14 protein-coding genes are annotated in these 23,756 nt (G+C 71.4%); 9 read left to right on the top strand and 5 right to left on the bottom strand.

The genetic code is table 11. From position 1 onward, the window contains the following. Positions 1-127: 127 nt before the first annotated feature. Positions 128-904 carry an AfsR/SARP family transcriptional regulator gene (locus J7E94_RS14135; protein WP_215015485.1) on the top strand — a complete coding sequence of 259 codons (777 nt, stop codon included), beginning with the start codon at positions 128-130 and terminating at the stop codon, positions 902-904. 106 nt (positions 905-1,010) lie between these two features. Here J7E94_RS14135 and J7E94_RS14130 read toward each other — a convergent pair whose 3' ends face one another. Both J7E94_RS14130 and J7E94_RS14125 read right to left on the bottom strand, forming a co-directional pair. Next, positions 1,011-7,499, bottom strand: coding sequence for a type I polyketide synthase (locus tag J7E94_RS14130; protein WP_215015484.1), 6,489 nt, complete (start codon positions 7,497-7,499; stop codon positions 1,011-1,013). Between the two features lie 54 nt (positions 7,500-7,553). Continuing rightward, a complete protein-coding gene (locus tag J7E94_RS14125; RefSeq protein WP_215015483.1) occupies positions 7,554-12,965 on the bottom strand; it encodes a type I polyketide synthase in 5,412 nt (1,803 codons plus the stop codon). Positions 12,966-13,236: 271 nt separating this feature from the next. Here J7E94_RS14125 and J7E94_RS14120 point away from each other — a divergent pair, with 271 nt between their 5' ends. The 5 genes from J7E94_RS14120 (at position 13,237) to J7E94_RS14100 (ending at position 18,148) form a co-directional block, all read left to right on the top strand. After that, positions 13,237-13,620 carry a nuclear transport factor 2 family protein gene (locus J7E94_RS14120; RefSeq protein ID WP_215015482.1) on the top strand — a complete coding sequence of 128 codons (384 nt, stop codon included), beginning with the start codon at positions 13,237-13,239 and terminating at the stop codon, positions 13,618-13,620. Positions 13,621-13,681: 61 nt separating this feature from the next. Continuing rightward, positions 13,682-14,107, top strand: a complete 426-nt coding sequence (locus J7E94_RS14115; protein WP_215015481.1) for a nuclear transport factor 2 family protein — start codon at positions 13,682-13,684, stop codon at positions 14,105-14,107. A 167-nt stretch (positions 14,108-14,274) separates the two neighbouring features. Further along, a complete protein-coding gene (locus J7E94_RS14110; protein ID WP_215015480.1) occupies positions 14,275-15,024 on the top strand; it encodes a thioesterase II family protein in 750 nt (249 codons plus the stop codon). 63 nt (positions 15,025-15,087) lie between these two features. Next, on the top strand, positions 15,088-15,756 hold the full coding sequence (locus tag J7E94_RS14105; protein ID WP_215015478.1) for a 4'-phosphopantetheinyl transferase: 669 nt from the start codon (positions 15,088-15,090) through the stop codon (positions 15,754-15,756). Positions 15,757-15,937: 181 nt separating this feature from the next. Beyond that, complete coding sequence (locus J7E94_RS14100) at positions 15,938-18,148, top strand: BTAD domain-containing putative transcriptional regulator (RefSeq protein WP_215015476.1); 2,211 nt, start codon at positions 15,938-15,940, stop codon at positions 18,146-18,148. 110 nt (positions 18,149-18,258) lie between these two features. Here J7E94_RS14100 and J7E94_RS14095 read toward each other — a convergent pair whose 3' ends face one another. Beyond that, on the bottom strand, positions 18,259-19,845 hold the full coding sequence (locus tag J7E94_RS14095; RefSeq protein ID WP_215015475.1) for an aspartate aminotransferase family protein: 1,587 nt from the start codon (positions 19,843-19,845) through the stop codon (positions 18,259-18,261). 226 nt (positions 19,846-20,071) lie between these two features. On the opposite strand from J7E94_RS14095, the gene J7E94_RS14090 reads away from it, so the two are divergent. After that, positions 20,072-20,587 carry a flavin reductase family protein gene (locus J7E94_RS14090; RefSeq protein WP_308345014.1) on the top strand — a complete coding sequence of 172 codons (516 nt, stop codon included), beginning with the start codon at positions 20,072-20,074 and terminating at the stop codon, positions 20,585-20,587. Further along, on the top strand, positions 20,584-21,054 hold the full coding sequence (locus tag J7E94_RS14085) for a hypothetical protein (RefSeq protein ID WP_215015473.1): 471 nt from the start codon (positions 20,584-20,586) through the stop codon (positions 21,052-21,054). The genes J7E94_RS14090 and J7E94_RS14085 overlap by 4 nt, the downstream gene beginning before the upstream one ends. Positions 21,055-21,188: 134 nt before the next feature. Here the strand turns inward: J7E94_RS14085 and J7E94_RS14080 are convergent, their stop codons facing one another. Further along, positions 21,189-22,064 carry an NAD(P)-binding domain-containing protein gene (locus J7E94_RS14080; RefSeq protein WP_215015471.1) on the bottom strand — a complete coding sequence of 292 codons (876 nt, stop codon included), beginning with the start codon at positions 22,062-22,064 and terminating at the stop codon, positions 21,189-21,191. Between the two features lie 152 nt (positions 22,065-22,216). On the opposite strand from J7E94_RS14080, the gene J7E94_RS14075 reads away from it, so the two are divergent. Continuing rightward, positions 22,217-22,795: a TetR/AcrR family transcriptional regulator gene (locus tag J7E94_RS14075; RefSeq protein WP_215015469.1), complete on the top strand. Its 579-nt coding sequence runs from the start codon at positions 22,217-22,219 to the stop codon at positions 22,793-22,795. Positions 22,796-22,879: 84 nt separating this feature from the next. Here the strand turns inward: J7E94_RS14075 and J7E94_RS14070 are convergent, their stop codons facing one another. Next, entirely contained in the window at positions 22,880-23,719 is an 840-nt protein-coding gene (locus J7E94_RS14070; RefSeq protein WP_215015467.1) for an alpha/beta fold hydrolase, read from the bottom strand. Positions 23,720-23,756 lie beyond the last annotated feature (37 nt).

Genomic DNA, 23,756 nt, shown 5'->3' with positions numbered 1-23,756 from the left:
CATACCGGACACCGTAAGATCGTTAGGTAGGTGGATATCTCGACATCGCCCCTTATCCCTTCGGGCCTCGTCCGGGGCGACACCCCGCGAAAGGTCTGATGCAAAGCTTCAGGAAGGAGCAATTGCCTTGCGATACGAACTGATGGGCCCCTTCCGGGTCCTCACGGACCACGGAAGGGTGTTGCTGCCAGGAACACCCAAGGTCTCGCAGCTCCTGGCCCTGCTGCTCATGCGCGCCAACGAATTCGTTCCGCGCGAGATGCTCATTCAGGAGCTGTGGCAGCAGAATCCGCCGCGCTCCGCACTCAACACCTTGCAGACCTATGTGCATCATGCGCGCCGGCTGCTGGCGGAGGGGGATCGCGGCACGGGCGCACGGCAGGCCGGGCCGTCCCCTCTGGTCACCCAGCCGGGCGGATACGTGATGCGGGTCGACGAGGCCTCGGTCGACATCAAGCTGTTCGAGCAGCTGGTGGCGCGGGGCGAGTTCGAGCTGAGGATGGGCAACAGCGAGGAGGCGGTCGACGTACTGACCCGGGCGCTTGCGCTCTGGCACGGTTCCGCCCTCTTCAGCATCCGCACCGGCGACGTTCTGGCGGGGCACGTCGTCCGCCTCGAAGAACTGCGCATCAGAGCGTTCGAGCTGCGGATCGGGGCCATGAAGGACCTGGGACGGCTGCGCGCGATGGTTCCCGAACTGCGGGCGCTCGTCGAGGAATACCCGCTCAACGAGTGCTTCCACGGGGTGCTGATCTCGGCCCTGCACCAGGCCGGCCGGCGTCCGGAGGCGCTCCACGCCTATCAGAAGGTGCGCCAGGTCCTGCGCGACGAACTGGGTTTGGAGCTCTCCCCCTGGATCCGGCGCCTGCACGAGGAGATGCTCGCCCCGGCCGTCCCGACGTAGGCCGTTTGTTTCGGATGGTGCCGGCCGGGCCCGAGGTGATCGAGTCGGCGCGGAGGGGGGTGCCCGTCAAGACCACCTCCCCTCCGCGCGTCCCAGGACCACGTGGTTACGCGGGCGGGAAGTGTCCTGCCTCGACGAAGAACTCCACGTAGCGCCCGAAGAGTTCCGCGGTCAGCTTCGGGCAGGCGATGCCCGTGCCGATCAGGGCCTTTTCGGTCTCGGTGGTGTCGATCGGCGGGTAGAAGCCGTCCGTGTCCGAGGTCATCATCTCGAAGGCGTGCAGCAGCGGCTGGAGCGCGTTGTCCCGGTCCGATCGCACGCTCTCGGTCCAGGCGTTCCAGTCCAGTTCGGTGAGCTCGTATCCGTGGTCGCGCAGGAAGCCCACGCTCTCGGCGAGGCTGAACGAGCTCGGGTTGAACAGGTGGAACGTCCCCCCGGCCGCGGACTCCTGCCGCGAGACGGCCAGGATCGCGGAGCTGACGTAGTCGACGGGCAGCAGGTGGAAGCGGCCCGCTGTGTCCTTCGGGACGGCCCCGGACTGCACGATGCCCTTCAGGCTCAGCCAGACGAAGTCCCGTGTCTGGCATGCACCGTTGACCGTATCGCCGGAGATCACGTCCACGCGGTAGATGTTCACCGGGAGGCCGCGGTCCCGGGCGATGCCGATGATCTGCTCCGCCACCCACTTGCTCTGCAGATAACCGCTCGGCAGCGCCTCGGCCGGCCCCGTGGGGTCGGTGACCCGCAGCGGCTTGCCCTCCTCCAGCGGTCCGGCGAAGACGCCGACGGTGGACACGTAGTGCACGGGAACGGTCCGGTGCCGTGCCGCCAGCCGCAGTACCTCCTCGGTACCGGCTACGTTGGCGTCGCGCAGGGCGCTGTAGGGGTGCAGCCAGTGGACCCGCGCCCCATTGTGGTACACCGCGTCGACCGTGCGGGCGAGCTCGTCGAACTCCTCCTCGGGAAGGCCGAGCCGGCGTTCACCGAGATCACCGGTGTGGACCGCCAGACGGGACGGGTCGACCTCGTCCCACAGCCGGTAGAACTCCATGTTGGCCTTCAGCCGGGCCAGCCCGTCCGCCCCGTCGGCGCCCCGCACCAGCAGGTGGATGCGGGCTTCGGTGGTCCGCAGCAGGTCCCGCAGCAGGAAGGCGCCGAGGAAGCCCGTGGCTCCGGTGAGCAGGATCTCCCGCGGGTCCTCGGCCACCCGGAGCACGTCGCCCTCGGGCCGGATGTCCTCGGCGAGCCGGATTTCGGCCGCGAAGCCCCTCTCCTCGCGTACCGGCGCGGCGGCCGGTCCGGAGTCGGCGGCGAGCACGGAGATCAGGAACTCGGTGAGCGCGGCGGGCGTGGGGTGGTCGAAGACGAGCGTCGCGGGCAGCTTGGCAGCGGTCAGCACGCCGAGCCGGTTGCGCAGCTCCACGGAGGTCAGGGAGTCGAACCCCAGCAGGGGCAGCGGCTGGTCGGGCCGGATCGCGGAGGTGTCGGCGTGGCCGAGCACCTCGGCGATCCGGGCGAGCACCGCGTCCAGGACGGCCTGCCGCCGGCCCGCCGGATCGAGCCCGGCGAGCTTCTCGGCGAGTTGCTCGGCCGGTGAACCGCTTGCGCCCTCCCCGTCTTGGGCGGCCAGGCGGCGCGCCGGAAGCCGTACCAGCGAGCCGAGGACCGCCGCAGGCCTGGAGTCCCGCTCACGCAGGACGGCTGTGTCCAACGGGGTGGCGACGATGTCGGGGCGGCCGGACGCGACGGCGAGGTCGAACAGGGCGGTCCCCTGCTCCCAGGGGACCGGGGTGAATCCGCTGCGGGCGATGCGGCCGAGGTCGGCCTCGCCGAGGTGGCCGCTCATTCCGCCCTCCTGCTCCCACAGGCCCCAGGCGATCGAGGTGGCCGGCCGCCCCCGGGCGTGCCTGTGCCGAGCCAGGGCGTCCAGGAACCCGTTCGCGGCGGCGTAGTTGGACTGGCCGGGGCCGCCGACGACCGCGGCGATCGAGGAGAACAGGACGAACGCGGTGAGGTTCATGTCGCGGGTGAGGCGGTGCAGGTTCCACGCGGCGTCGACCTTGGGCCGGAGCACCGCTCGCAGCCTCGCCGGGGTGAGGGAGCCGATCAGACCGTCGTCCAGGACGCCCGCCGCGTGGACCACTCCGGTGAGCGGATGCCCGGCCGGGACGGAGTCGAGGAGCGCCGCGAGCGCGTCGTGGTCGGCGCTGTCGCACGCCCCGATGGTCACCCGGGCGCCCATGGCGGTCAGTTCGGCCGCCAGCTCGGGCGCTCCCGCCGCGGCCATGCCCCGACGGCTGGTGAGCAGGAGATGGCGTACGCCGTGGACCGTCACGAGGTGCCGGGCGAAGTGCGCGCCGAGGCTGCCGGTGCCTCCGGTGATCAGCACGGTGCCGTCAGCGCTCCACGGGCTGCCGGGCCGGTCCGCCACGGGAGCCGCGCCGGCGCGGATGGCGGCTGGTGCCGCAGGGTGCGGCGCGGGCCGGGCCAGGCGGGGGACGTACGCCCGGCCCGCGCGCAGGGCGGCCTGGGGTTCGCCGGACGCGGCGAGCTGGGCGACGTACTCGTGCGCGGCGGCACCGGTTTCAGCGTCGGCGTCGGCGTCGGCGTCGATGAGGACGATCCGGTCGGGGAACTCCGACTGGGCCGAACGCAAGAGCCCCCAGACGGCGGCCCCCGCCAGGTCGGTGACGTCCTCACCCTGCCGGGCGGCCACCGCTCCCGAGGTCACCACGACCAGCCGGGTGTCCTCCAGACGGTCATCGGCCAGCCACTCCTGTACGAGGGCCAAGGCCTCCTCCGTGGCGCTCCCCACCGACGAGGGCAGCGACGCGTACGGCGACGCGGAGATCCGGCTGATCACCAGGGGCACGGTCCGGCCCGCCGCGACAGCCTCGGCCACCTCGGCGGGTGTCCTGAATCCGCCGTCCGCGCCCAGCGTCGCCGGGCGGGGCTCGTCCGTTCGGCCGAGCGCGAGCGGCGTCCAGTCGATGTGGAAGAGCGCCTCCTCGCGCCGGTCGGCGGCGGCCGCGAGCGCCCCGCTGTCGATGGTGCGTACGGCAACCGCGTCGACGGCGGCGACGGGCCGCCCGGCCGGATCGGCCAGGTGGATGCGGAAGGTACCGGAGCTGTCGGGGGTGATCCGGACGCGCAGCGCGGTGGCGCCCGTCGCGTACATCCGGACTCCCTGCCAGTGCGCGACGGCCGGAGTTCCGTCGGCGCCGGCCAGGATCGGGCGCAGTGCCGCGTCGAGGAGTGCCGGGTGGAGCACGAATCCCTCGGCGTCACTCTGCTCGGCGAGCCGCGCCTCGGCGAAGAGCTCGTCCCCCCACCGCCAAGCGGCGGTGAGGGTGCGGAACGCGGGCCCGTACTCCAGACCGGCCGCGCCCAGTTCGGCGTACAGCTCCTCGGGGGCGATCTCCTCGGCGTCGGCCGGCGGCCAGGCGCTCAGATCGAAGGCGGGCCCGGGAACGGTGACACTCAGCGTGCCGTGGGCATGCCCCGTCCAGGGCGCGTCGGACTCGTCGGGACGGCTGTGCACCGTGACCGGGCGGCGGCCGGCGGCATCGGGGGCACCGACGCCGACCTGGAGCTGCAGGGCGCCACGCTCCGGCAGCACCAAGGGGGCCTCCAAGGCGAGTTCGTCGAGGGCGGTGGCCCCGAACTCGTCCCCCGCCCGGATTGCCAGCTCGGCCAGGGCCGACGCGGGCAGTACCGGAAAACCTGAGACCGTGTGGTCCGCGAGCCAGGGGTGGGTACGCAGCGCCACCTTGCCGGTGAACACGGCCTGGTCGCCGCCTGCGACGGCGACCGCCGCACCGAGGAGCGGATGACCGGTCGGCGCCAGGCCGAGGGCGGCGGCGTCGGTGCCGGGAGCCGATTCGACCCAGTAGCGCTGGTGCTGGAAGGCGTAGGTGGGCAGGTCGACGCGGTGGGCGCCGGAGCCTTCGTAGTACGCCGCCCAGTCGACCGGGACGCCCTGGGTGAACAGCCGGCCGAGGGAGGTGACGAGCTGCTCGGGCTCGGGACGGCCCTTGCGCAGCGCCGGCGAGGCCGTGAGACCTTCGACCTCCGCCGTCATGGCGGACAGGACGGCGTCGGGGCCGAGTTCGAGCAGGGACTGGATGCCCTGGGCCGCGATGGTGCGGACCGCGTCGGCGAAGCGGACGGGGCGGCGGACGTGGTCGACCCAGTAGTCGACCGAGGTCAGCTCCTGCGCCGTGGCCGGCCGGCCGGTGACCGTGGAGATGATCGGAATCTGCGGGGCGTTGAGCGTGAGCCCGGCCACGATCTGGCGGAAGTCCTCCAGCATCGGCTCCATCAGAGGCGAGTGGAAGGCGTGGCTGACCGCGAGCTGCTTGAACTTCACCCCCAGCGAACCGGCGATCTCCAGGACGTCGGCCTCGACGCCCGCAAGGACCACCGCCGTCGGACCGTTGACCGCCGCGATGCCGGCCGACGCCTCGCGGCCGGCGAGCAGCGGGAGAACCTGCTCCTCCGACGCCTGCACGGCCACCATCGCACCACCGGCGGGCAGCGCCTGCATCAAACGGCCGCGCGCCGACACCAGGGCCGCGGCGTCCTCAAGCGACAGGACACCTGCCACATGTGCGGCGGCGATCTCGCCGATCGAGTGACCGGCCAGAACGTCGGGCTTCACACCCCACGACTCGACCAGCCGGAACAGCGCGACCTCAAGGGCGAACAGGGCAGGCTGCGTGTGACCCGTCTGGTCCAGGCCCTCACCCGAGAACACCACCTCGCGCAGCGAGCCGTCCAGGTGGGACAGCGTCTCGTCGAAGGCAGCCGCGAAGACCGGGAAGGCCTCGTACAGCTCACGGCCCATGCCCGGACGCTGCGCACCCTGGCCCGTGAACAGGAACGCGGACCGACCGCCCAGAACCTGACCGACCACAACCCCGGCACCCTCATCCGGCAGCCCGCCCGCAATCCCCTCCAAGCCGGCGAGCAACCCCTCACGATCCGCACCGGTGACCACGGCCCGGTGATCGAGGGCGGCACGGCCGGCTGCGAGGGAGAACCCGACGTCGAGAGGACGGAGCGACGCGTCGGACACGACACGCTCGTGCAGACGGCGCGCCTGCTCCCGCAAGGCATCCGCCGTCTTCCCGGACACCACCCACGGAACCACGGGCACGGCGGCGTCCGGACCCGCCGCCCCCTCCCCCGCACCGGCAACGCTCACGTCGGGCGCCTGCTCGATGACGACATGGGCGTTGGTGCCGCTGACACCGAAGGAGGAGACGGCCGCCCGGCGCGGGGCGCCGGTCGCAGGCCAGGGGCGGGCCTCGGTGAGCAGCTCGACAGCGCCGGACTCCCAGTCGACCATCGGCGTGGGTTCGGCGATGTGCAGGCTCTTGGGGAGGATGCCGTGGCGCATGGCCTGGATCATCTTGATGACGCCGCCCACGCCGGCCGCCGCGACGGTGTGGCCGATGTTCGACTTGAGGGAGCCGAGGTAGAGCGGCCGGTCGGCAGGCCGGCCCTGGCCGTAGGTGGACAGCAGCGCCTGCGCCTCGATCGGGTCACCGAGCCGGGTACCCGTACCGTGCGCCTCCACCACATCCACATCCGCCACACCCAGCCGCGCATCAGCGAGAGCCTGACGGATCACCCGCTCCTGCGCCGGACCGTTCGGCGCCGTCAGACCATTCGACGCACCGTCCTGGTTGACGGCCGAACCACGCAGCACCGCAAGCACCCGATGACCCTTGCGGCGGGCATCCGAAAGCCGCTCCACCAGCAGCAGGCCCACCCCCTCCGACCAGCTGGTGCCGTCCGCGTCGCCGGAGAAGGACTTGATCCGGCCGTCGGGCGCCAGCCCCCGCTGCCGGGAGAAGTCGACGAAACCGCCGGGGGTGGCGGTGACCGTGGCGCCGCCCGCGAGCGCCATCTCGCATTCGCCGCGGCGCAGCGCGTTCGCCGCCAGGTGCAGGGCCACGAGCGAAGAGGAACAGGCGGTGTCCACGGAGAGCGCGGGGCCCTCGAGGCCGAGTGCGTAGGCGACGCGGCCCGAGGCCATGCTGGAGAGCTTGCTGGTCAGCAGGTAGCCCTCGAACTCCTCGGGACCGTCGAGGCCCAGGTAGCTCTGCTCGATGACCCCGGCGAAGACGCCGGTCCGGCTGCCGCGCAGGGTGTCGGGGTCGATACCGGCCTGCTCGAAGGTCTCCCAGGCGGTCTCCAGCAGCAGCCGCTGCTGCGGGTCCATGGCGAGCGCCTCACGGGGCGAGATCCCGAAGAACGCGGGGTCGAAGAGGCCGGCGTCGTGGAGGAAGCCGCCCTCGCGGGTGTACGCGGTGCCGGGGCGGGTCGGATCCTGGTCGTACAGGGACTCCAGGTCCCAGCCGCGGTCGGTGGGGAACTCGCTGATGGCATCCGTGCCGGCTTCCACCAGCTTCCACAGGTCGTCCGGTGTCGTCACCCCACCGGGGAAGCGGCAGGCCATGCCGATGATGGCGATCGGCTCGGCGTCGGCGGCCTCCATTTCGGAGATCCGGCGGTTCGCCTTCTGCAGATCGACGGTCACCCGCTTGAGGTATTCGACCAGCTTCTCTTCGTTGGACGGGTTGGACATCGGGTTCTTGCTCCTCGGGCGAAGAAGGCTCGGATGGTCGGGAGAGCGGCCGGATCAGGTGGCGGGGCGCCCGAGTTGCTCGTCGATGAAGCTGAAGAGGTCTTCGACGGAGGACGACTCCAGTGCGTCGACGGCGTCGTCGCCCGGCTCCTCCCCGGACGGGCTGCCGGCCCCATCGATACGGGACAGCAGTCGCCGCAGCCGGGCGGAGACCTCGGCCCGGTCCGCGGGGTCGTCGGCGAGCGCCGCCAACAGGGCCTCCAGCTGGTCGAGTTCGGCCAGCACGACCTGTCGGGCATCCGGCTCCGGCGGGACCAGGAGTTCGAGGAGACAGGCGGTGAGGGCTTCGGGGGTGGGGTGGTCGAAGACCAGGGTGGCGGGCAGTTTGACTCCGGTGGCGCCGGAGAGCCGGTTGCGCAGCTCGACGGCGGTCAGCGAGTCGAAGCCGAGGTCCTGGAAGGCGCGTTGGGGGGCGATGGATTCGGGGTCCGTGCGGCCGAGAACGGCCGCCACGTCGGTGCGTACGAGGGTGAGCAGCAGCCGCTCCCGTTCGGCCTGGCCCAAAGGTGCGAGTGTGGCGGCGAGTTCGGCCGATTGCCCGCCGCCGGCGGCGGCGGTCGGGGAAGCCGCTACGACCCGGCGGCCCTGTGGGGCGGTGAGCGCACTCAGCAGCGCCGGCACGCGGCCTTGGGCCCGTACGGCTGCCAGGTCCATCGGGGCGGCGACAAGCGCGGCCCGGCCGTCAGCCGCCGCGCGGTCGAAGAGGGCGAGTCCTTCGGCCCGTTCGATGAGCCGGAAGCCGTCGCGGGTGAGGCGGATGAGGTCGGCCTCGTCGAGTCCGGCGTTGAGGCCGCCGAGCGCCCACGTACCCCAGGCGATGGAGGTGGCGGCCAGCCCCTGGGCGCGGCGGTGCGCGGCGAGCGCGTCCAGGAAGGCGTTTGCGGCCGCGTAGTTGGCCTGGCCGGGGCCGCCGAGGACACCCACCGCGGAGGAGAACAGCACGAAGGCGGCCAGCTCCTTGTCGCGGGTGAGCTCGTGCAGGTTCCAGGCTGCGTCCGTCTTCGGGCGGAGCACCGCCCCGAGGCGGTCGCCGGTCAGCGCCGGGACGAGCCCGTTGTCGAGTGCTCCGGCGGTGTGGACGACGGCGGTCAGCGGGTGCTCGGCCGGGATCGCGTCGAGGACCTCGGCAAGGGCCTTCCGGTCGGCGGCGTCGATGGCGACGCAGGAGACGTGCGCGCCGCCGGGCCTGAGCTCGTCGAGGAGTTCGCCGAGGCCGTCGGCCTGTTCCCCGGTGCGGGAGAGGAGCAGCAACCGGGAGACGCCGTGGGTGGCGACGAGGTGGCGGGCGATCTCGGCGCCGAGGGCGCCCGCACCGGTGACGAGTACGGTGCCGTCGCTCCTCCAGACGGCCGTCCCCTCGATCGGGGCCTCCGCCGGGACGTGCCGCAGGCGCGGCAGGAGCACCTTGCCCGCACGCAGGGCAGCCTGCGGTTCCCCGGACGCGGCGAGCCGGGCGGCGTACTCCTCCGTGGCAGCCCCGGTATCGGTGCCGGTGTCGGTGTCGGTGTCGGTGCTGGCGTCGGCGTCGGCGTCGGTGTCGGTGTCGATGAGGACGATCCGGTCGGGGAACTCCGACTGGGCCGAACGCAAGAGCCCCCAGACGGCAGCCCCCGCCAGGTCGGTGACGTCCTCACCCTGCCGGGCCGCCACCGCTCCCGAGGTCACCACGACCAGCCGGGTGTCCTCCAGACGGTCATCGGCCAGCCACTCCTGTACGAGGGCCAGGGCGCGCCGGGTCGCGAGGTGCGCGGCGGCGGCCTGGTCCGCGCCGGGCGCGGCCGGGGGCCAGGGCAGCAGGACGGTATCGAACCGGCTGCCTGAGGCAATGGCCTCGGCCACGGCTGCGGGGGTCGGATAGCGGTTCTCGCCGGGGTGGTCCGGGTCCAGGACCGCCCAGGCGGGTGTGGCGGCGGGCGGGGGCACCGTGGCGGGCGTCCAGTCGAGGTGGAAGAGCGACTCGCGGCCCGGTCCATCACCGCCGGCGGGCGTCCGGAACTGCTCCTCGGGTATGCCGCTGAAGGTGATCGAGTCCACGGAAGCCACCAACTGGCCTGTTGCGTCCGTGAGTTGTAGCCCGTATTCGGCCTCGCCGATCTCGATGACACGGGCCGTGGCGGCGGTGGCACCCGTGGCGTACAGCCGTACGCCACGCCATGCGGTGGCGATCGGGACCTGGCCGGCGACCGGGTCGACGGAGCGGCCGGCCAGGGCCTCCGTCAGCAGCATCGGGTGCAGTACGTAGCGTCCCGCTTCGGCGGCCAGCTCTTCGGGGAGCCGGATTTCGGTGACGAGTCCCTCGCCTCCCCCGTCCCAGGTGGCGGGGGTCGCGGTCAGGGGCGTCCCGTCGGTGAGGTACCACCCTTCGGCGTGCAGGGTCCAGGGGGCGCCGTCGTCATCGGGCCGGGAGTACAGGGACAGCCCGGGCCGACCGGTTCCGTCGGGTGTACCGGCCCGGAGCTGGATCTGGACACTGCCCTCCTCCGGCAGCGCCAGCGGCACCCGCAGGTGGAGCTCGTCCAGGTGGGGGAAGCCGATCAGATCGCCGGCGTGGATCGACAGTTCGACCAGCGCGGAGGCGGGCAGGACGGACGAGCCGAGGACACGGTGTTCCCCGAGCCAGGGATGGCTCTCCGGCGAGAGCCGGCTGGTGAACAGGATCTGGTGAGAGCCGGCCACCGTGATGGGTGAGCCGAGGAGCGGATGGCCGGTGCGGCCGGTTCCGGCGCCGAGGGCGGCAAGCGCGGCCGGCATGACGCCCTGGGGCTCCAGCCAGTAGCGCCGGCGCTGGAAGGCGTAGGTGGGCAACGCGACCCGCCGGGCACCACTCCCCGCGAAGAACGCCCCCCAATCAACACCCGTCCCCCGCACATGAACCGCAGCCACAGCCGCCAGCAAAGACCGCACCTCACCCCGACCCCTGCGCAACACCGGCACACCCCCGCACAAAGCCGAAAGCACACCATCAGGCCCCAACTCAAGAAACGACCCCACACCCTCCCCGACCAACGTCTCCACCGCATCCGCAAACCGCACCGTCCCCCGCACCTGATCCACCCAATACGCGGCACTGCGCAACTCCCCACCAACAGCAACCCGCCCCGTCAGCGTCGACACCACCCCCATCCGCGGCACCCCATACACCACCCCCTCCGCAACCCGCCGAAACTCCTCCAACATCGGATCCATACGCAACGAATGAAACGCATGACTCACCGACAAACGCCTCACCCGCCGCCCCCCGGCCACAAGACGCTCCACCACACCCAGCACCGCAGCCTCATCACCCGACAACACCACCGACCCCGGCCCATTCACCGCCGCCAGATCCACACCCCCGCCCAACAGCGGCCGCACCACCTCCTCAGCCGCCTCCACCGCGACCATCGCACCACCCAGCGCCAACCCCTGCATCAACCCCGCACGAGCCGCCACCAACCGAGCCGCATCCCCCAACGACAAAACACCCGCCACATGAGCCGCCGCGAACTCACCCACCGAATGCCCCACCACAAAATCAGGCACCACACCCCACGACTCCACCAACCGGAACAACGCCACCTCGACAGCAAACAACGCAGGCTGCGCAAACCCCGTCGAATCCAACCCCTCACCCGAAACGATCACCTCACCAACAGGACGCTCCAACAACGGATCCAACACCGCCGCCACCGCATCAAACGCCTCCGCAAACACCGGAAAAACCTCATACAACTCACGCCCCATCCCCACACGCTGAGAACCCTGACCCGTGAACAAGAACGCCGTCCGACCACCCTGAACCTGACCGGCCACCACGCCGGCGCCTTCACCAGGCAGCCCGCCCGCGAGCTCCTTCAGGCCGGCGAGCAGCCCCGCACGATCCGCGCCCACGACCACCGCCCGGTGATCGAAGGAGGTGCGGGTGGTGGCCAATGACCAGCCGATGTCAGCGGGGTCGGCGTCGCCCTCGGTCACGAGGGTGTGCAGCTTGGCCGCCTGGGCGCGCAGGGCGTCGGCGCTCTTGGCGGAGAGCACCCAGGGCAGGAGGCCGGGCGCGGCTTCCCCGGCCGGCTCGGCTCCCCCGGCGCCGCCGGCGCGCCCACGGCCTTCGGCGCCCGGGGCCTCCTCGACCACGACGTGCACGTTGGTGCCGCCCATGCCGAACGAGGAGACCCCGGCGACCAGGGGCCGCTCGGGATGCGGCCACCCGGTGAGCTCGCTCGCCACGGCGAGGCCGAGGCCGTCGAGGTCGATGGCCGGGTTGGGGGTCTCGTAGTTGAGGCTGGCCGGGATCTCCCGGTGGGTGAGGCTCAGCAGGGCTTTGAGGAGGCCGACGATGCCGGCGGCGCCCTCCAGGTGGCCGACGTTGGTCTTGGCCGAGCCGACCAGGAGCGGGTCGCCGGGGGCGCGCGCGGCGCCGAGCACCCTGCCCAGGGCGCCCGCCTCGATGGGGTCGCCGACGGGGGTGCCGGTGCCGTGCAGTTCCACGTACTGGACCTCGGAGGGGTCCGTACCGGCCTTCTCGTAGGCCTCGCGGAACACCTGCTGCTGTGCCTGGCCGCTGGGGACGGTCAGGCCGGCCGTGGCGCCGTCGTTGTTCACGGCGCTGGCCCGGATGACGCCGTGGATGCGGTCGCCGTCCGCGACGGCCTGCGCCAGGGGCTTGAGGATGACGGCGCCTCCGCCCTCTCCCCGTACGAACCCGTTGGCGCGGGCGTCGAAGGTGTAGGTGGTGCCGTCCGGGGACAGGCCGCCGAAGCGCTCCTCCGTCACCGCGCTCGCGTCCAGGAGGTTGAGGTTGACGCCGGCGGCGATGGCGGTGGTCGACTCGCCCGAGCGCAGCGACTCGCAGGCCAGGTGCACGGCCACCAGGGACGAGGACTGGGCGGCGTCGACGGTCAGGCTCGGCCCGCGCAGACCCAGGTGGTAGGAGACGCGGTTGGCGATGATGCCCCGGTTGACGCCGGTCATGGTGTGCTGGGTGATGGCCTGTTCGCCGTACTGGTTGACCAGGCTGGTGTAGTCGTCGCGCAGGGTGCCGACGAAGACTGCGGTACGGGTCTCGCGCAGGCTCCGCGGGACGATCCCGGCGTCCTCCAGGGCCTCCCAGGCGAGTTCGAGGACGAGGCGCTGCTGCGGGTCCATGGCCGTGGCCTCGCGCGGCGAGATGTCGAAGAAGCCTGCGTCGAAGTCGCCGACGGAGTCGAGGAATCCACCGCGGCGCATGCCCGGTCCGGCGTCCGGCTCGGTGGTGCTCCAGCGGCCGGGGGGCATGTCGGTGATCGCCTCGGTGCCGCTGCGGAGCAACTGCCAGAAGGCCTCCGGGCTCTGCGCTCCGGGAAGCCGGCAGGACATGCCGATGACCGCTATGGCCCCGTCGTTTCCGCGCGGCGCCTGACTCTCCAAAGAATTGCGATTATTCGTCATCGCGCTCGGCTGCCCTTTCCTGGCTGTATTCAAAGCTTTCGAAAGTCCCGGACACCGGAACCCGCATCAATCGACCATAGAACCGATCCAGCCGACTCCTCTCAACATGCACTCACCCTGCGGTAACCGCATGGAGGCGCCGCGAGATGGTCGATTCGTTACTGACCGGTGAACCGCGGATGAGGCCGCCCGACTTACATTCTGGACAGATCTGCGCGGACGTTTGCAAATTCCTTGACGTCAGGCCCGCTAGAAAATAGGAGCAGTCGCCATGAGTGATCTGACCAGCGATGTCGAAAAGCACACCGCCCTGTATGAAGCAGCCTTCAACTCGGGCGACGCCGATGCCGTGAACGCGATGTACACCCCGGAGGCCATAGCGGTCTGGGAGCCGGGCAAGCCGCTCACCGGCAAGGAGCGCGAGGACTCCGTCAAGGACTTCCTGGCCCGGAAGCCCAAGATGAGCGCCCGGCCCCGGCAGTTGTTCGTCACCGGCGACACCGCTCTGCTGATCGTGGACTGGTCCATCGCGACGGTCGACGACGCGGGCGCCCCCGAGCTGCTCACCGGTGTCGGCGTGGATGTTCTGCGCAGGAACGAGGACGGCAACTGGCTCTACGCGATCGACGACCCGTACGGCGAGCAGCAGCAGTAAACGACACCCGACCCGAGACCGCAGCACCGCGTCCACACCAAGGAAAGTGGGGTCCCATCCCATGAGCGTTCCCGGTATCACCATCGACTTCGACCCGAACCATCCGGATCTCACCGCCGACGGGGAAACCCAGAACGAGATCTTCATCCAGCTCTTCAACTCGGGTGACGGCGCTCTCTTCGACTCGGTCTACCGCGCCGACGCGATCTCCAACTTCTCCGGCGAGCCGCTCACCGGGGAAGCGCGGACGAATTTCTTCAAGGAGTTCCTCGCTCCCAAGCCGTTCCTGAAGGCCGAGATCACGCACTCGTACGTGGCCGGCGACGTGGCCCTGATCGGCGTGAAGTTCAGCGTGGAGAGCACGGGTCCGAACGGCGAGCCGGTCCACCTGGAGGGCCACTGCACGGACGTGCTGCGGCGCGTCGAGGACGGCCGCTGGCTGATGGCTGTCGACCGCCCGGTCGCCGGCAGCCTGCTCCCCGAGTAGCACCCGCCCGGGCCCGTACGGTCTTCCGTCCGGGCCCGGCGCGCCCCGCCACGCCGACGCGCCCTCTCACGCCGACGCGCCTCCTCACGCCGACGCGCCCCCTCAGGCCGGCTCGCCGGTCCCACCGCCTGGCGCCGGGAGGCACCAGCCCCCCGGAAAGGGAAACAGTGAACAGCACATGGTTCCGGCGGTTCGGCCCCGCCCCCGAGAGCGCCCCGCGCCTGGTCTGCTTCCCCCACGCCGGCGGCGCCGCCAGCGCCTTCGTACCCCTGTCGCGGGCGCTCGCGGGCCGTGCCGACGTGCTCGCCGTCCAGTATCCGGGCCGTCAGGACCGCCGCCTGGAGAGCCCGTTCGAGAGCATCACCGGGCACGCCGACGCGCTGGCCCGGGAGATCCGCCCGCTGACCGCCGCCCCTTATGCCTTCTTCGGCCACAGCATGGGCGCGGTCCTCGCCTACGAGACCACCCGCCGGCTCCTCGCGTCGGGATCGCCCGCACCCGGCCGGCTGTTCCTCTCCGGCCGCGGCGCCCCCTCCCCCCGGCCCGGCGTCCACGACCGGCTCCACGGCGACGACGCGGTGATCGCGGCGGTCCGCCGGCTCGGCGGGACCGGAAACGCGGTGCTCGACGACCCGGAGCTGCTCGACATGGTGCTGCCGGCGCTGCGCGCCGACTACGGGGCGCTCGGCTCGTACTCCTGGCAGGAGAGCGCCCCGCTCCCCGTCCCGATGACCGCGCTGGTCGGCGACACGGACCCGGTGGTGCCGGTCGCGCGGGCCGCCGCGTGGGAGGAGCACACCACGGGCGACTTCGGCCTGAGGGTCTTCCCCGGCGGGCACTTCTTCCTCGACGACCACACGGCGGCCATCAGCGCCCTCCTCTCCGCGTCCCTGTCGGCCTCCGGCGCGCGGGCATGAAGGCGCAAGCGTGAAGGCCTGAAGAGGTATGCGAAGGCGTGAAGGCATGACCCCCGGCCCGGCATGATCAGTTCCGTCCTCCCCCCGTCCGTCGCCACGGCCGAGCTGTTCCGCGACGATCCGGCCGCTGCGCCCCTCTTCCCCGAGGAGGAGCGCGTCGTGGCGGGCGCCGTGGCCGCCAGGCGCCGGGAGTTCGCCTCCGTACGGCGCTGCGCCCGAGAGGCCCTCGCCCGGCTCGGGCTGCCGCCGGCGCCGCTCCTGCCCGGCACGGGCGGCGCACCCCGCTGGCCGGACGGCATCGTAGGCAGCATGACGCACTGCCGGGGCTACCGGGCCGCGGCGGTGGCCCGTCGCGGTGACGCGCTGTCGATCGGCTGCGACGCCGAGCCCAACGAGCCGCTGCCCGATCCCGGAATCCTGGAGCTGATCTCGCTGCCGCAGGAGCGCGCCCGGGTACGCGCCCTCGCCGCGCGACGCCCCGCCGTCTGCTGGGACCGGCTGCTGTTCAGTGCCAAAGAGAGCGTGTACAAGGCGTGGTTCCCGCTCACCGGGCGCCCGCTGGACTTCGACGAGGCCTTGATCACCCTCGATCTGGCCACGAGCACGTTCCGCGCCGACCTGCTGGTCCCGGGGCCCCCGGTAAACGGATTCAACGTCACCGCTTTCGACGGCCGGTGGCGTACGGGGAACGGCCTCGTCGTGACCGCCGTCACAATGGATCGCCTTCCGTAGAGAGCCCACTCGGACTTCAAGAAGACCTCAAGAACCCCATGTCATAGTGGCGGCCAGTGTTTTCACGACAGCACCGGCGAGGATATTCGAAGTCCAGATGAACGCGTTGCGAATTGCAGGAAAAAGCAGCAGATCAACCACCCCCACCGGAAAGACCCTCTCCTTAGAAGCAAGGACTCGCATGCAATTCAGATTACTCGGACCCCTGGAAGTGACGGTTGACGGGAAGCTGATCGCGCTGGGTGGCACCAAGCAGCGGGCGACACTCGGCTATCTGCTGCTGCGCGCCAACCGGGTGGCCGCGACCAGCGAACTGATGCAGGCGCTGTGGGACTCGGAGGAAGTACCGACGACGGCCCGGAAGATCCTCCACAACGCCGTATGGGGACTGCGTTCCATTCTGGCCGCCGGCTCCGCCCCGGCCGGCGGGAGCGCACCCGAGCTCGTGACCCGGGCCCCCGGCTACGCCCTCCAGGTCGACCCGGAACACGTCGACCTGTCGGTCTTCCAGCGGAAGGTGACCGAGGGGCGGGCAGCGCTCGCCTCCGACGGCCCCGAGGCCGCCGCACGGCTGCTGCGGGAGGGACTCGATCTCTGGCGCGGCCCCATCCTCGCCGATCTGATGGAATCGGGCATCGCCTGGCCGGAGTTGGAATCGGTGCGCCGTGCCCGCCTCGACGCCCTGGAGGACTACTTCGAGGCCGAACTGGCCTGCGGTCGCCACCGGGCGATACTCGGGGACCTGACGACCATGGTCGAATCGGAGCCGCTCCGGGAGCGGGCGTGCGGCCAGCTGATGACCGCCCTGTACCGGTGCGGCCTGCAGGCCGACGCCCTGAACGTCTACGACCGGGTCCGCAGCTCGCTGGTGGAGAACCTGGGCCTGGAGCCGGGCCGGGGTCTGCAGATGCTCCAGCACTCGATCCTGACCCACGACCCGGCTCTGAGCGCGCACACCGAGCAGCGCCCGCCGCGACAGCGGCCGACGATCACGGTGCCGCACCAGTCCACGCCGCTGAACCGCCCGGGAGCGGGCCCCTCTTCCCCCCATGTCCGCGTTGCGGAACCGGTATCCGAACCGGAACCGGTCACACCCCCGGTCGCGCCCCCCGCCACGGCCACGGCCACCGCCATGCGGCACTCCGGCACCACCGTGACCGAGCGCATCCAGGTCAGTGCCGTCCTGGTCGGCATGTCCCACGAAGCCCTCCCCGAGGCGTACCCCGGCGAGATCGACACCACGCTCGGCAGCGCGGGCGATGCCATCGGGCAGGTCATCGAGCGGTTCGGAGGCACCGTCGTGGCCACGATCGGCTCGGTTTCGCTCGCCCTGTTCGGCGTACGCGGCTTGCACCACGACGACGCGGAGCGCGCGGTACGCGCGGCACTGGACCTGCGGGACCGCTTCGCCTCCAGGCGCGGCCCCTCGCTGCGAGCCGCCGTGACCACCGGGCAGGCCCTGGTGCGGACCCGCTCCGACGCCAACGGCACCGTGTCACCGCTGTCCGCCGTAGGGGCGCTGCTCGACGACGGGCGGACCCTGCTGGCCCAAGTGCCGGACGGCGAGGTGTGGATGAGCGGTGCGACCCGCCTGGCCGCCGGACCGGCGGTGGCCTGCCGGCCCGCGGGTGACGTGCCGGACATCTGGCAGGCGCTCGCCACGCTGGCGACGGACCCGGGCATCCCGGCCGACCGCACCTACGAGCTCGGCGTCCTGAACGGCCTGCTCGACTGGGGCAAGCACCGTTCGGTACCACACCTGGTGACCGTGCTCGGTGCGCCCGGGGTGGGCAAGACCCATCTGCTCACAGAGTTCAGACGCGGTCTCGCCAAACAGCAGCGGCCCTCCCCCCGGGTCCTCGCCGCGCGGGAGCCCATCGAGGACGGGGCACTGTCCCTCGCCGCGCAGACCCTCGCGGCCTACTGCTCACTGCGGCCCCGCGACTCCGCCCGGGAAGCACGGGACAAGCTCGCCGCCGCGTTGTGGCAGCTGCCGGTCACCGCGAGCCGCCGCGCCCGGCTGCACGGGATGCTGCTGCCGCTGCTCCCCGGGCGGACGCAGACCCACGGCGGGCGTCCGGGGGAGATCCTGGACACCTGGGTGGAGTTCCTCGCCGCGGCCGCCCGGCTCGAGCCGGTCGTGGTCCTCTTCGACGACGTGCACCGTGCCGACGACGCGTTCCTCGACCGCCTCGAGCGGCTCACCGACGGCGCCGGCAACGCGCCGCTGCTCGCCATCGCCACCGCCCGGCCCGAACTGCTCGACCGCCGCCCGGGCTGGGGTGGAGGCAAGCGCCAGGTGTCCACGCTCACGCTGCTGTCAGCGCTGCCCGGCGCCACGCCCGCCGCCGAGGTCCTGCGGGATCTGCCGGGGACCCCCGTGGCCGTGTGACCGGGGCGGTCCCGGGCGGGTACCGGGGAGCCGGGTGCGCCGCCGGACGCGGACCGCGCGGGTGCCGGACAGGCGCCGGCACGGTCCGTCGTCCGGCCTTCACCGCGGGATCAGGCCGCGTCCGCGATCCCGGTGAGACCGGCGCCGTCATGGTCGCGCAGCAGCTCGGCGACGGCGCGCAGCGCCTTGTCCAACTGTCCGATCTCCGCGTCGGTCAGGTACAGCGACGGCTCGAACCGCAGCGTGTTGACGGCGCTCGCGGTCGGGAAGGTACGGATGCGGTGCTCGCGCAGCAGGTAGCCGGCGACGGTGTAGCCGAACAGCGGGGCGCTCTCGCGGATGGCGGCCGATGCCGATCCGGACTGGTCGTGGAATTCGAGGCCGAGCATCAGGCCCCGCCCCCGCACGTCCTTCACCACGTCCGGGTAGTCGGCGCGCACCGCTTGGAGGGTCCCCTCGAGGAGGGCGCCGCGCTCGCGGATGACCCCGTACGCCGCCCCGTTGTCAGCCTCCAGGAGCTCCAGGACCTTCTTCGAGATGAGGCAGGAGAAGGCGTCCTTGGCGAAGGTCGAGCTGTGCACCAGCTCGAACTCCGAGCGGTACCTCGACTGCCGGGTCAGCATGACGGAGGTCTTGGCCACGCCGCCGCCCAGGCTCTTGGCCAGAGCGTAGTAGTCGCCGTGCAGGCCGAGGGCCGAGCTCGCGAGGAAGTCGCCGCTGCGCCCCATGCCGCTCTGCACCTCGTCCACGATGACGGGGCAGTCGATCTCCGCGCACGCCAGCTGGATGTCCCGGGCGAACTCCTCGGACAGGACCCGGATACCGCCCTCTCCCTGGATGGGCTCCAGGACGAAGGCGCAGAACACGGGCGAGTCGGTCTCCGCGGCCACGACCCGGCCGCCCTCGACGACGAGGTCGAGGACAGTGGCCCGCTCCGCCTCGATCGCGGCCTTCAGTGCCTGAGCGTTGCCGGCGGGAAGGAAGCGCGCGGGCGTCGCGAGCGCCCCGAACGGGCTCCGGTAGCCCTCGTTGTGGGTGAGCTGGACGCTGCCGACGAGTTTGCCGTGGAAACCGCCCTCCAGGGCCAGGAACACCGGCGGCCGGCCGAACTGCTCCGCGTTGCGGCGTTCGATCTCGTCCACCAGCGCGCCGAACCCCGCCCCGGCGTCCACTCCGGCGAGCCCGTACGCCTCCTGCGCCACGGACGCCCCGCCCGCCACTGCCTCCTCGGCCGCCGCCAGGTTCGCCGCCAGGCGGGCCCGCAGGTCCTGGAGGCGCAGCACGCGGTCGAGCTCGGCATGCTTGACGGCCGCCTCGACCGCCTCCGCGCCGGTGTTCGCGAAGATCGCGGCGAAGTCCTCGTCCGTACCGAGCTCCCGCCGCAGGATCCGGTTGAGCGCGACGGCCACGTCATTGGCGTACGGGTGCCGCGAGAACTGCGCGTGCACGGGGGTCTGGGCCGCCATGAGCTCTTGTGCGTACGCCGTGATCTCCGGGTGGTTGTGCCCGAGGATCAGTGATCCGTAGCCGCCCGCGAAGTCGAGTACGGGGACTTCGGCGGCGTTCTCGTCGAGGTAGTAGAGGGTATTTCCTTCGGCGCGGACGTATTCAACGTCAAGGCCGACCGACGAGAGCCATCCGAGCAAGTACGGTTCCGCGAGCTGCGGCTCGGCAGAGACGGTTTTCACGGTGTTCATGCGACCTCTGATCCTGATCGAAAGTCTCTCTTTGAGAAACAACACGAGGCTACTCAGAGAACCGTGACCGGACATCAACGGCGGCTCACTGGACGGTAACCGACTATTCCCTGCACCACCTGCTGAGTGGACAGTTACTCGCAGATTCCCTTACGGCCCGACAATGGAAGTACTTTCAGGACATGGATCTTATGAAAGGCACGGCGTGAATTCCTTATCAACAGACGTGGCCATTTCGCCGGGACCCGCGGCGAATCCGGCTCCGCTGCGCGAGGTCATGTCCCTGTTCGCCACCGGGGTCACCGTGCTGTCCGTCGGCGGTGAGCACATCCACGGCATGACGGCGAACGCCTTCACCTCGGTCTCCCTGGAGCCGCCGTCCGTCCTGTGTTCCGTCGCTCACAGCGCGGTGATGCACAAGGCCATCCTCACGGCGGGCCACTTCGGCGTGTCGATCATGGGAGCCGGCCAGGAGGGTCTGGCCCGGTTCTTCGCGGACAAGCAACGGCCGCTCGGGCCGCCGCAGTTCGCGGACGTCGACTGGTCACCCGGCCCGCGCACCGGAGCGCCCCTGCTCGAGGGTTCGCTGGCCTGGCTGGAGTGCGAGCTGTCCGAGGCCTACGACGTCGGCGACCACTCGATCTTCATCGGCGACGTCGTGGGGTCCAGCCGCGGCGACGGGCAGGACGGGCTGCTCTTCTTCAGCGGCGGCTTCCAGCGGGCCGCTTCGACCTCGCGGTGACCACCCCGGCACGTGACGACTGGGACATCGTCATCGGCCCCGGTTTCACCGAGGCCCTCCAACAGGGGCTCGCCCGTTCCGCACGACAGGCGGGCAGAGGCCGGCGGGCCGGCCGCACTCCGGCCCGCCGGCCTCTGCCCGCCGAGCAACTCGACGCGGTACTACGCCGCTTCGAGGCGGCCCTGCCGGCCCCGTCCGGCCCGGCCCACGGGGACGAGTCCCTTCGCGAGCCCCTCATGGCCCAGGCGCGCGCCGTCCTGCAGTCCGTCCTCGACGTCTACTCGAGGGAGTTGCGGGACGGCGTGGCCGAGGCCATCGCGACCGCCCGGCTGCTCCTCGACGAGTGCGACGCGCTGCCGGACCCGGCCACCCGGGACCGGCTCGCGGCGGCCCGGCACTCGCTGCGGCAGGCCGACGCGCGGCTGCGCGCCCTGACCGGCGCCGTACGCACACACCTCACGCCGTGAGGGCCCGGACCTCCCTCGGAGGCGGTCCGGGCCCTGCGGCGTGCCTCGTGCACCGGTGGTGCATTGCCCTGGCCGACGGGGGATCTGCGGCCAGGGCAATGCGCATGGGGGACGGGGCACCGCTGCCCGGAAGGTCAGACCTGGTTCTTCTTGAGCAGCTCCACCAGGCTGGAGAAGCTGTCCGCCTCGTGCCCGGCGTTCATCCCGCGGCGGAAGAGCTCGACCACCGCGGCCGGCAGCGCGGTGTTGACTCCCGCGTCGGCGTTGGTGTGCAGGACGTGCTCGACGCTGGCCATGCCCATGGCCAGCCGGTCCACGTCTCCGCTGTGGTCGCCCGCGTCGATGCGCTTCGTGTAGAACGCGAGGAAGTTCGGCATCGCGGCCATCGTCTCGGTGGCGTGCGGGAGGATGTCCTCCGCCTTGAGGCCGTTGGCGTCGGCGAGGGCGATGGCCTGCCAGTAGCTGAGCATGGACGTCCAGAACATGACCATGCCGATCTGGTACATCAGCGCGGCGATGCCGGGCTCCTCGCCCCGGTAGTCCGTGGTGGTCAGGGTTTCGAGGGTGTCGCGGTGCCGGTCGAAGGCATCGCGCGGCCCGCTGTAGAAGGTGTACGAGTCACGGCTGCCGATGCCCGACGGCGGAACGGTGACCCCGCCCGTGATGTGGATACCGCCGTGTCCGGTGATCCACCGGGCACCCGCGCGGGTCTTCTCCGGGGTGTCAGAGCTGAGGTTGACGATCACCCGGCCGGCCAGCGCACCGGCCGCGGGCTCCAGCACCGCGTACATCGCCTCGTAGTCGGTGAGGCTGAGGATCACCAGGTCATTGGTCTTGAGGGCATCCTCGATGCTGCTCGCGAGCACCGCTCCCCCGGCGACCAGGGCGTCGGCACGGGAAGCGGTGCGGTTCCAGACGGTGACGGCATGGCCTGCGTCAAGGAAGGTGCGGGCCATGGCCTGCCCCATGGGGCCGAGTCCGACAACGGTCACAGGCTGCTTGGTGCTCACTGGGAAATCCTCCGCGTTTCGTAAGGACGGCTCTTCTCTGGACGGCGGCTTCGGCGACTCACCCCACGGGGAGTAAAACGAGCGCTCTATCCAGCGACTCGCACAACATAACACACCTCTAGAGCGAGCGCTCTATCCAGTACACTGGCGCCATGGAGAATCAGGCAGGCACCCGGGACCGGATCGTCATCGCGGCGGCAAGCCTTCTGCAGCGCCAGGGCTATGTGGGCACGGCCATCAAGCAGATCGCCAAGGAGGCGGACGCCACGCTCGGCTCCGTCTACCACTTCTTCCCCGGCGGCAAGGAAGCCGTCGCGGTCGCCGCGATCAAGCACGGCGAGGGGGAGTTCGCGAGCATCCTTCGCACCGCGCTGGACAGCAAGGAAGAGCCCGGCGCGGCCGTGGACGCCTGTGCCCGCCAACTGGCCGAGAGCCTGCGCAAGTCGGGCTGGACCGACGGCTGTCCCGTCACCGCGGCGGCCCTGGAGACACTGGGCACCGACTCCGACATCCAGCAGGCGTGCGCGGCCGCCCTGCGCAACTGGGAACACCTGGTCTCGGAACGCCTGCTCCGCTCCGGCTTCTCCGCCACGGACGCCCGCCACCTGGCCACCACGGTCATCAGCGCCCTCGAAGGCGCCGAAGTGGCCTCCCAGGTCCACCGCAGCGAAGAGCCCCTCCGCACCACGGGCCACCACCTCGCCCGCCTGGTGGACTCCTACCGCCCATAACCCCACAACCCCGAAGAGCCGCCTTCCCCGCCGGTCTGAAAACCGGTCGGGAAGGCGGCTCTTCGCCGGAAAATTCGCGTCGGGTCAGCCCAGGAACTGAGCGACCGCGGCGACGAACGGCTCCGGGTCGTCGCGCCACGGGAAGTGCCCGGCGCCCTTCTGGACGACCAGGTGGGCGTCGGGGAAGAGCTCCCCGTACTGGGCCACGACCTCCGGCATGGCGCCCAGGTCGGCCTCACCGGCGACCAGCATGGCGGGGCGGTCGAACCGTTCGAGCGCGGCCCGGGTGACGGCCGGGTCGTAGGCGCCCTCGGCTCCGTAAACGGACGCGGCCCCGCTGTTGCGCAAGGCGTCCTCGGCCTCCTTGCGGGCCTGCACCTCGGCGTCCCAACGGCCGTGCGAGAACGGCTCGATGGCGTTCCAGTTCTCCGGGGTCATCTGTCCGGCCAGGATGGCTTCGAGGGCGGCGAAGGCCTCGGCGAACCACGGCTCGTGCGCGCGCCGCCGCGCGCCCCGGATCCGCATCTCCCCGGTGACTTCGATGCCGACGGCGAAGACGCTCGGGGTCACCAGGACCAGCCGGCCGACCCGCTGCGGGTGCCGGGCGGCGTACAGGGCGGCGAGGTTCGCGCCGGCCGAGTGTGCCAGCAGGTCGACCTGCTCGAGGCCGAGGTGCTCGCGCAGGGCCTCGACGTCGTCGACGAGCCGGTCACAGCGGTACGAGGCCGGGTCCCCGGGTATGCCGGAACGGCCGGTCCCCCGCAGGTCCAGCAGGATCAGCTGCCGGTGTGCGGACAGTCCGCCCAGCTCGTCCAGATAGGCGGAGTCCATCATGGGGCCGCCGGGGAGGCAGATCAGCGGGGGGCCGTCACCGACCACGCGATAGGCGAGGTCGGTGGCGTCGTATGCAGGGAAGTGGGGCATGGCGCGGAGCTTGTCAGCGCCATTCCGGTCGGTCAAC

Source organism: Streptomyces sp. ISL-94, from assembly GCF_018614075.1.
Lineage (GTDB): Bacteria > Actinomycetota > Actinomycetes > Streptomycetales > Streptomycetaceae > Streptomyces.
Note: the sequence above shows the minus strand (reverse complement) of the source record. Positions and strands in the feature narration are given on the sequence as shown.

Excerpts from the sequence above, each read along its gene's own strand:
- J7E94_RS14120 (WP_215015482.1), top strand. The coding sequence starts at position 13,237 with ATGAGTGATCTGACCAGCGATGTCGAAAAGCACACCGCCCTGTATGAA.
- J7E94_RS14075 (WP_215015469.1), top strand. The coding sequence starts at position 22,217 with ATGGAGAATCAGGCAGGCACCCGGGACCGGATCGTCATCGCGGCGGCA.
- J7E94_RS14100 (WP_215015476.1), top strand. The coding sequence starts at position 15,938 with ATGCAATTCAGATTACTCGGACCCCTGGAAGTGACGGTTGACGGGAAG.
- J7E94_RS14105 (WP_215015478.1), top strand. The coding sequence starts at position 15,088 with ATGATCAGTTCCGTCCTCCCCCCGTCCGTCGCCACGGCCGAGCTGTTC.
- J7E94_RS14125 (WP_215015483.1), bottom strand. The coding sequence starts at position 12,965 with ATGACGAATAATCGCAATTCTTTGGAGAGTCAGGCGCCGCGCGGAAAC.
- J7E94_RS14095 (WP_215015475.1), bottom strand. The coding sequence starts at position 19,845 with ATGAACACCGTGAAAACCGTCTCTGCCGAGCCGCAGCTCGCGGAACCG.
- J7E94_RS14130 (WP_215015484.1), bottom strand. The coding sequence starts at position 7,499 with ATGTCCAACCCGTCCAACGAAGAGAAGCTGGTCGAATACCTCAAGCGG.
- J7E94_RS14070 (WP_215015467.1), bottom strand. The coding sequence starts at position 23,719 with ATGCCCCACTTCCCTGCATACGACGCCACCGACCTCGCCTATCGCGTG.
- J7E94_RS14115 (WP_215015481.1), top strand. The coding sequence starts at position 13,682 with ATGAGCGTTCCCGGTATCACCATCGACTTCGACCCGAACCATCCGGAT.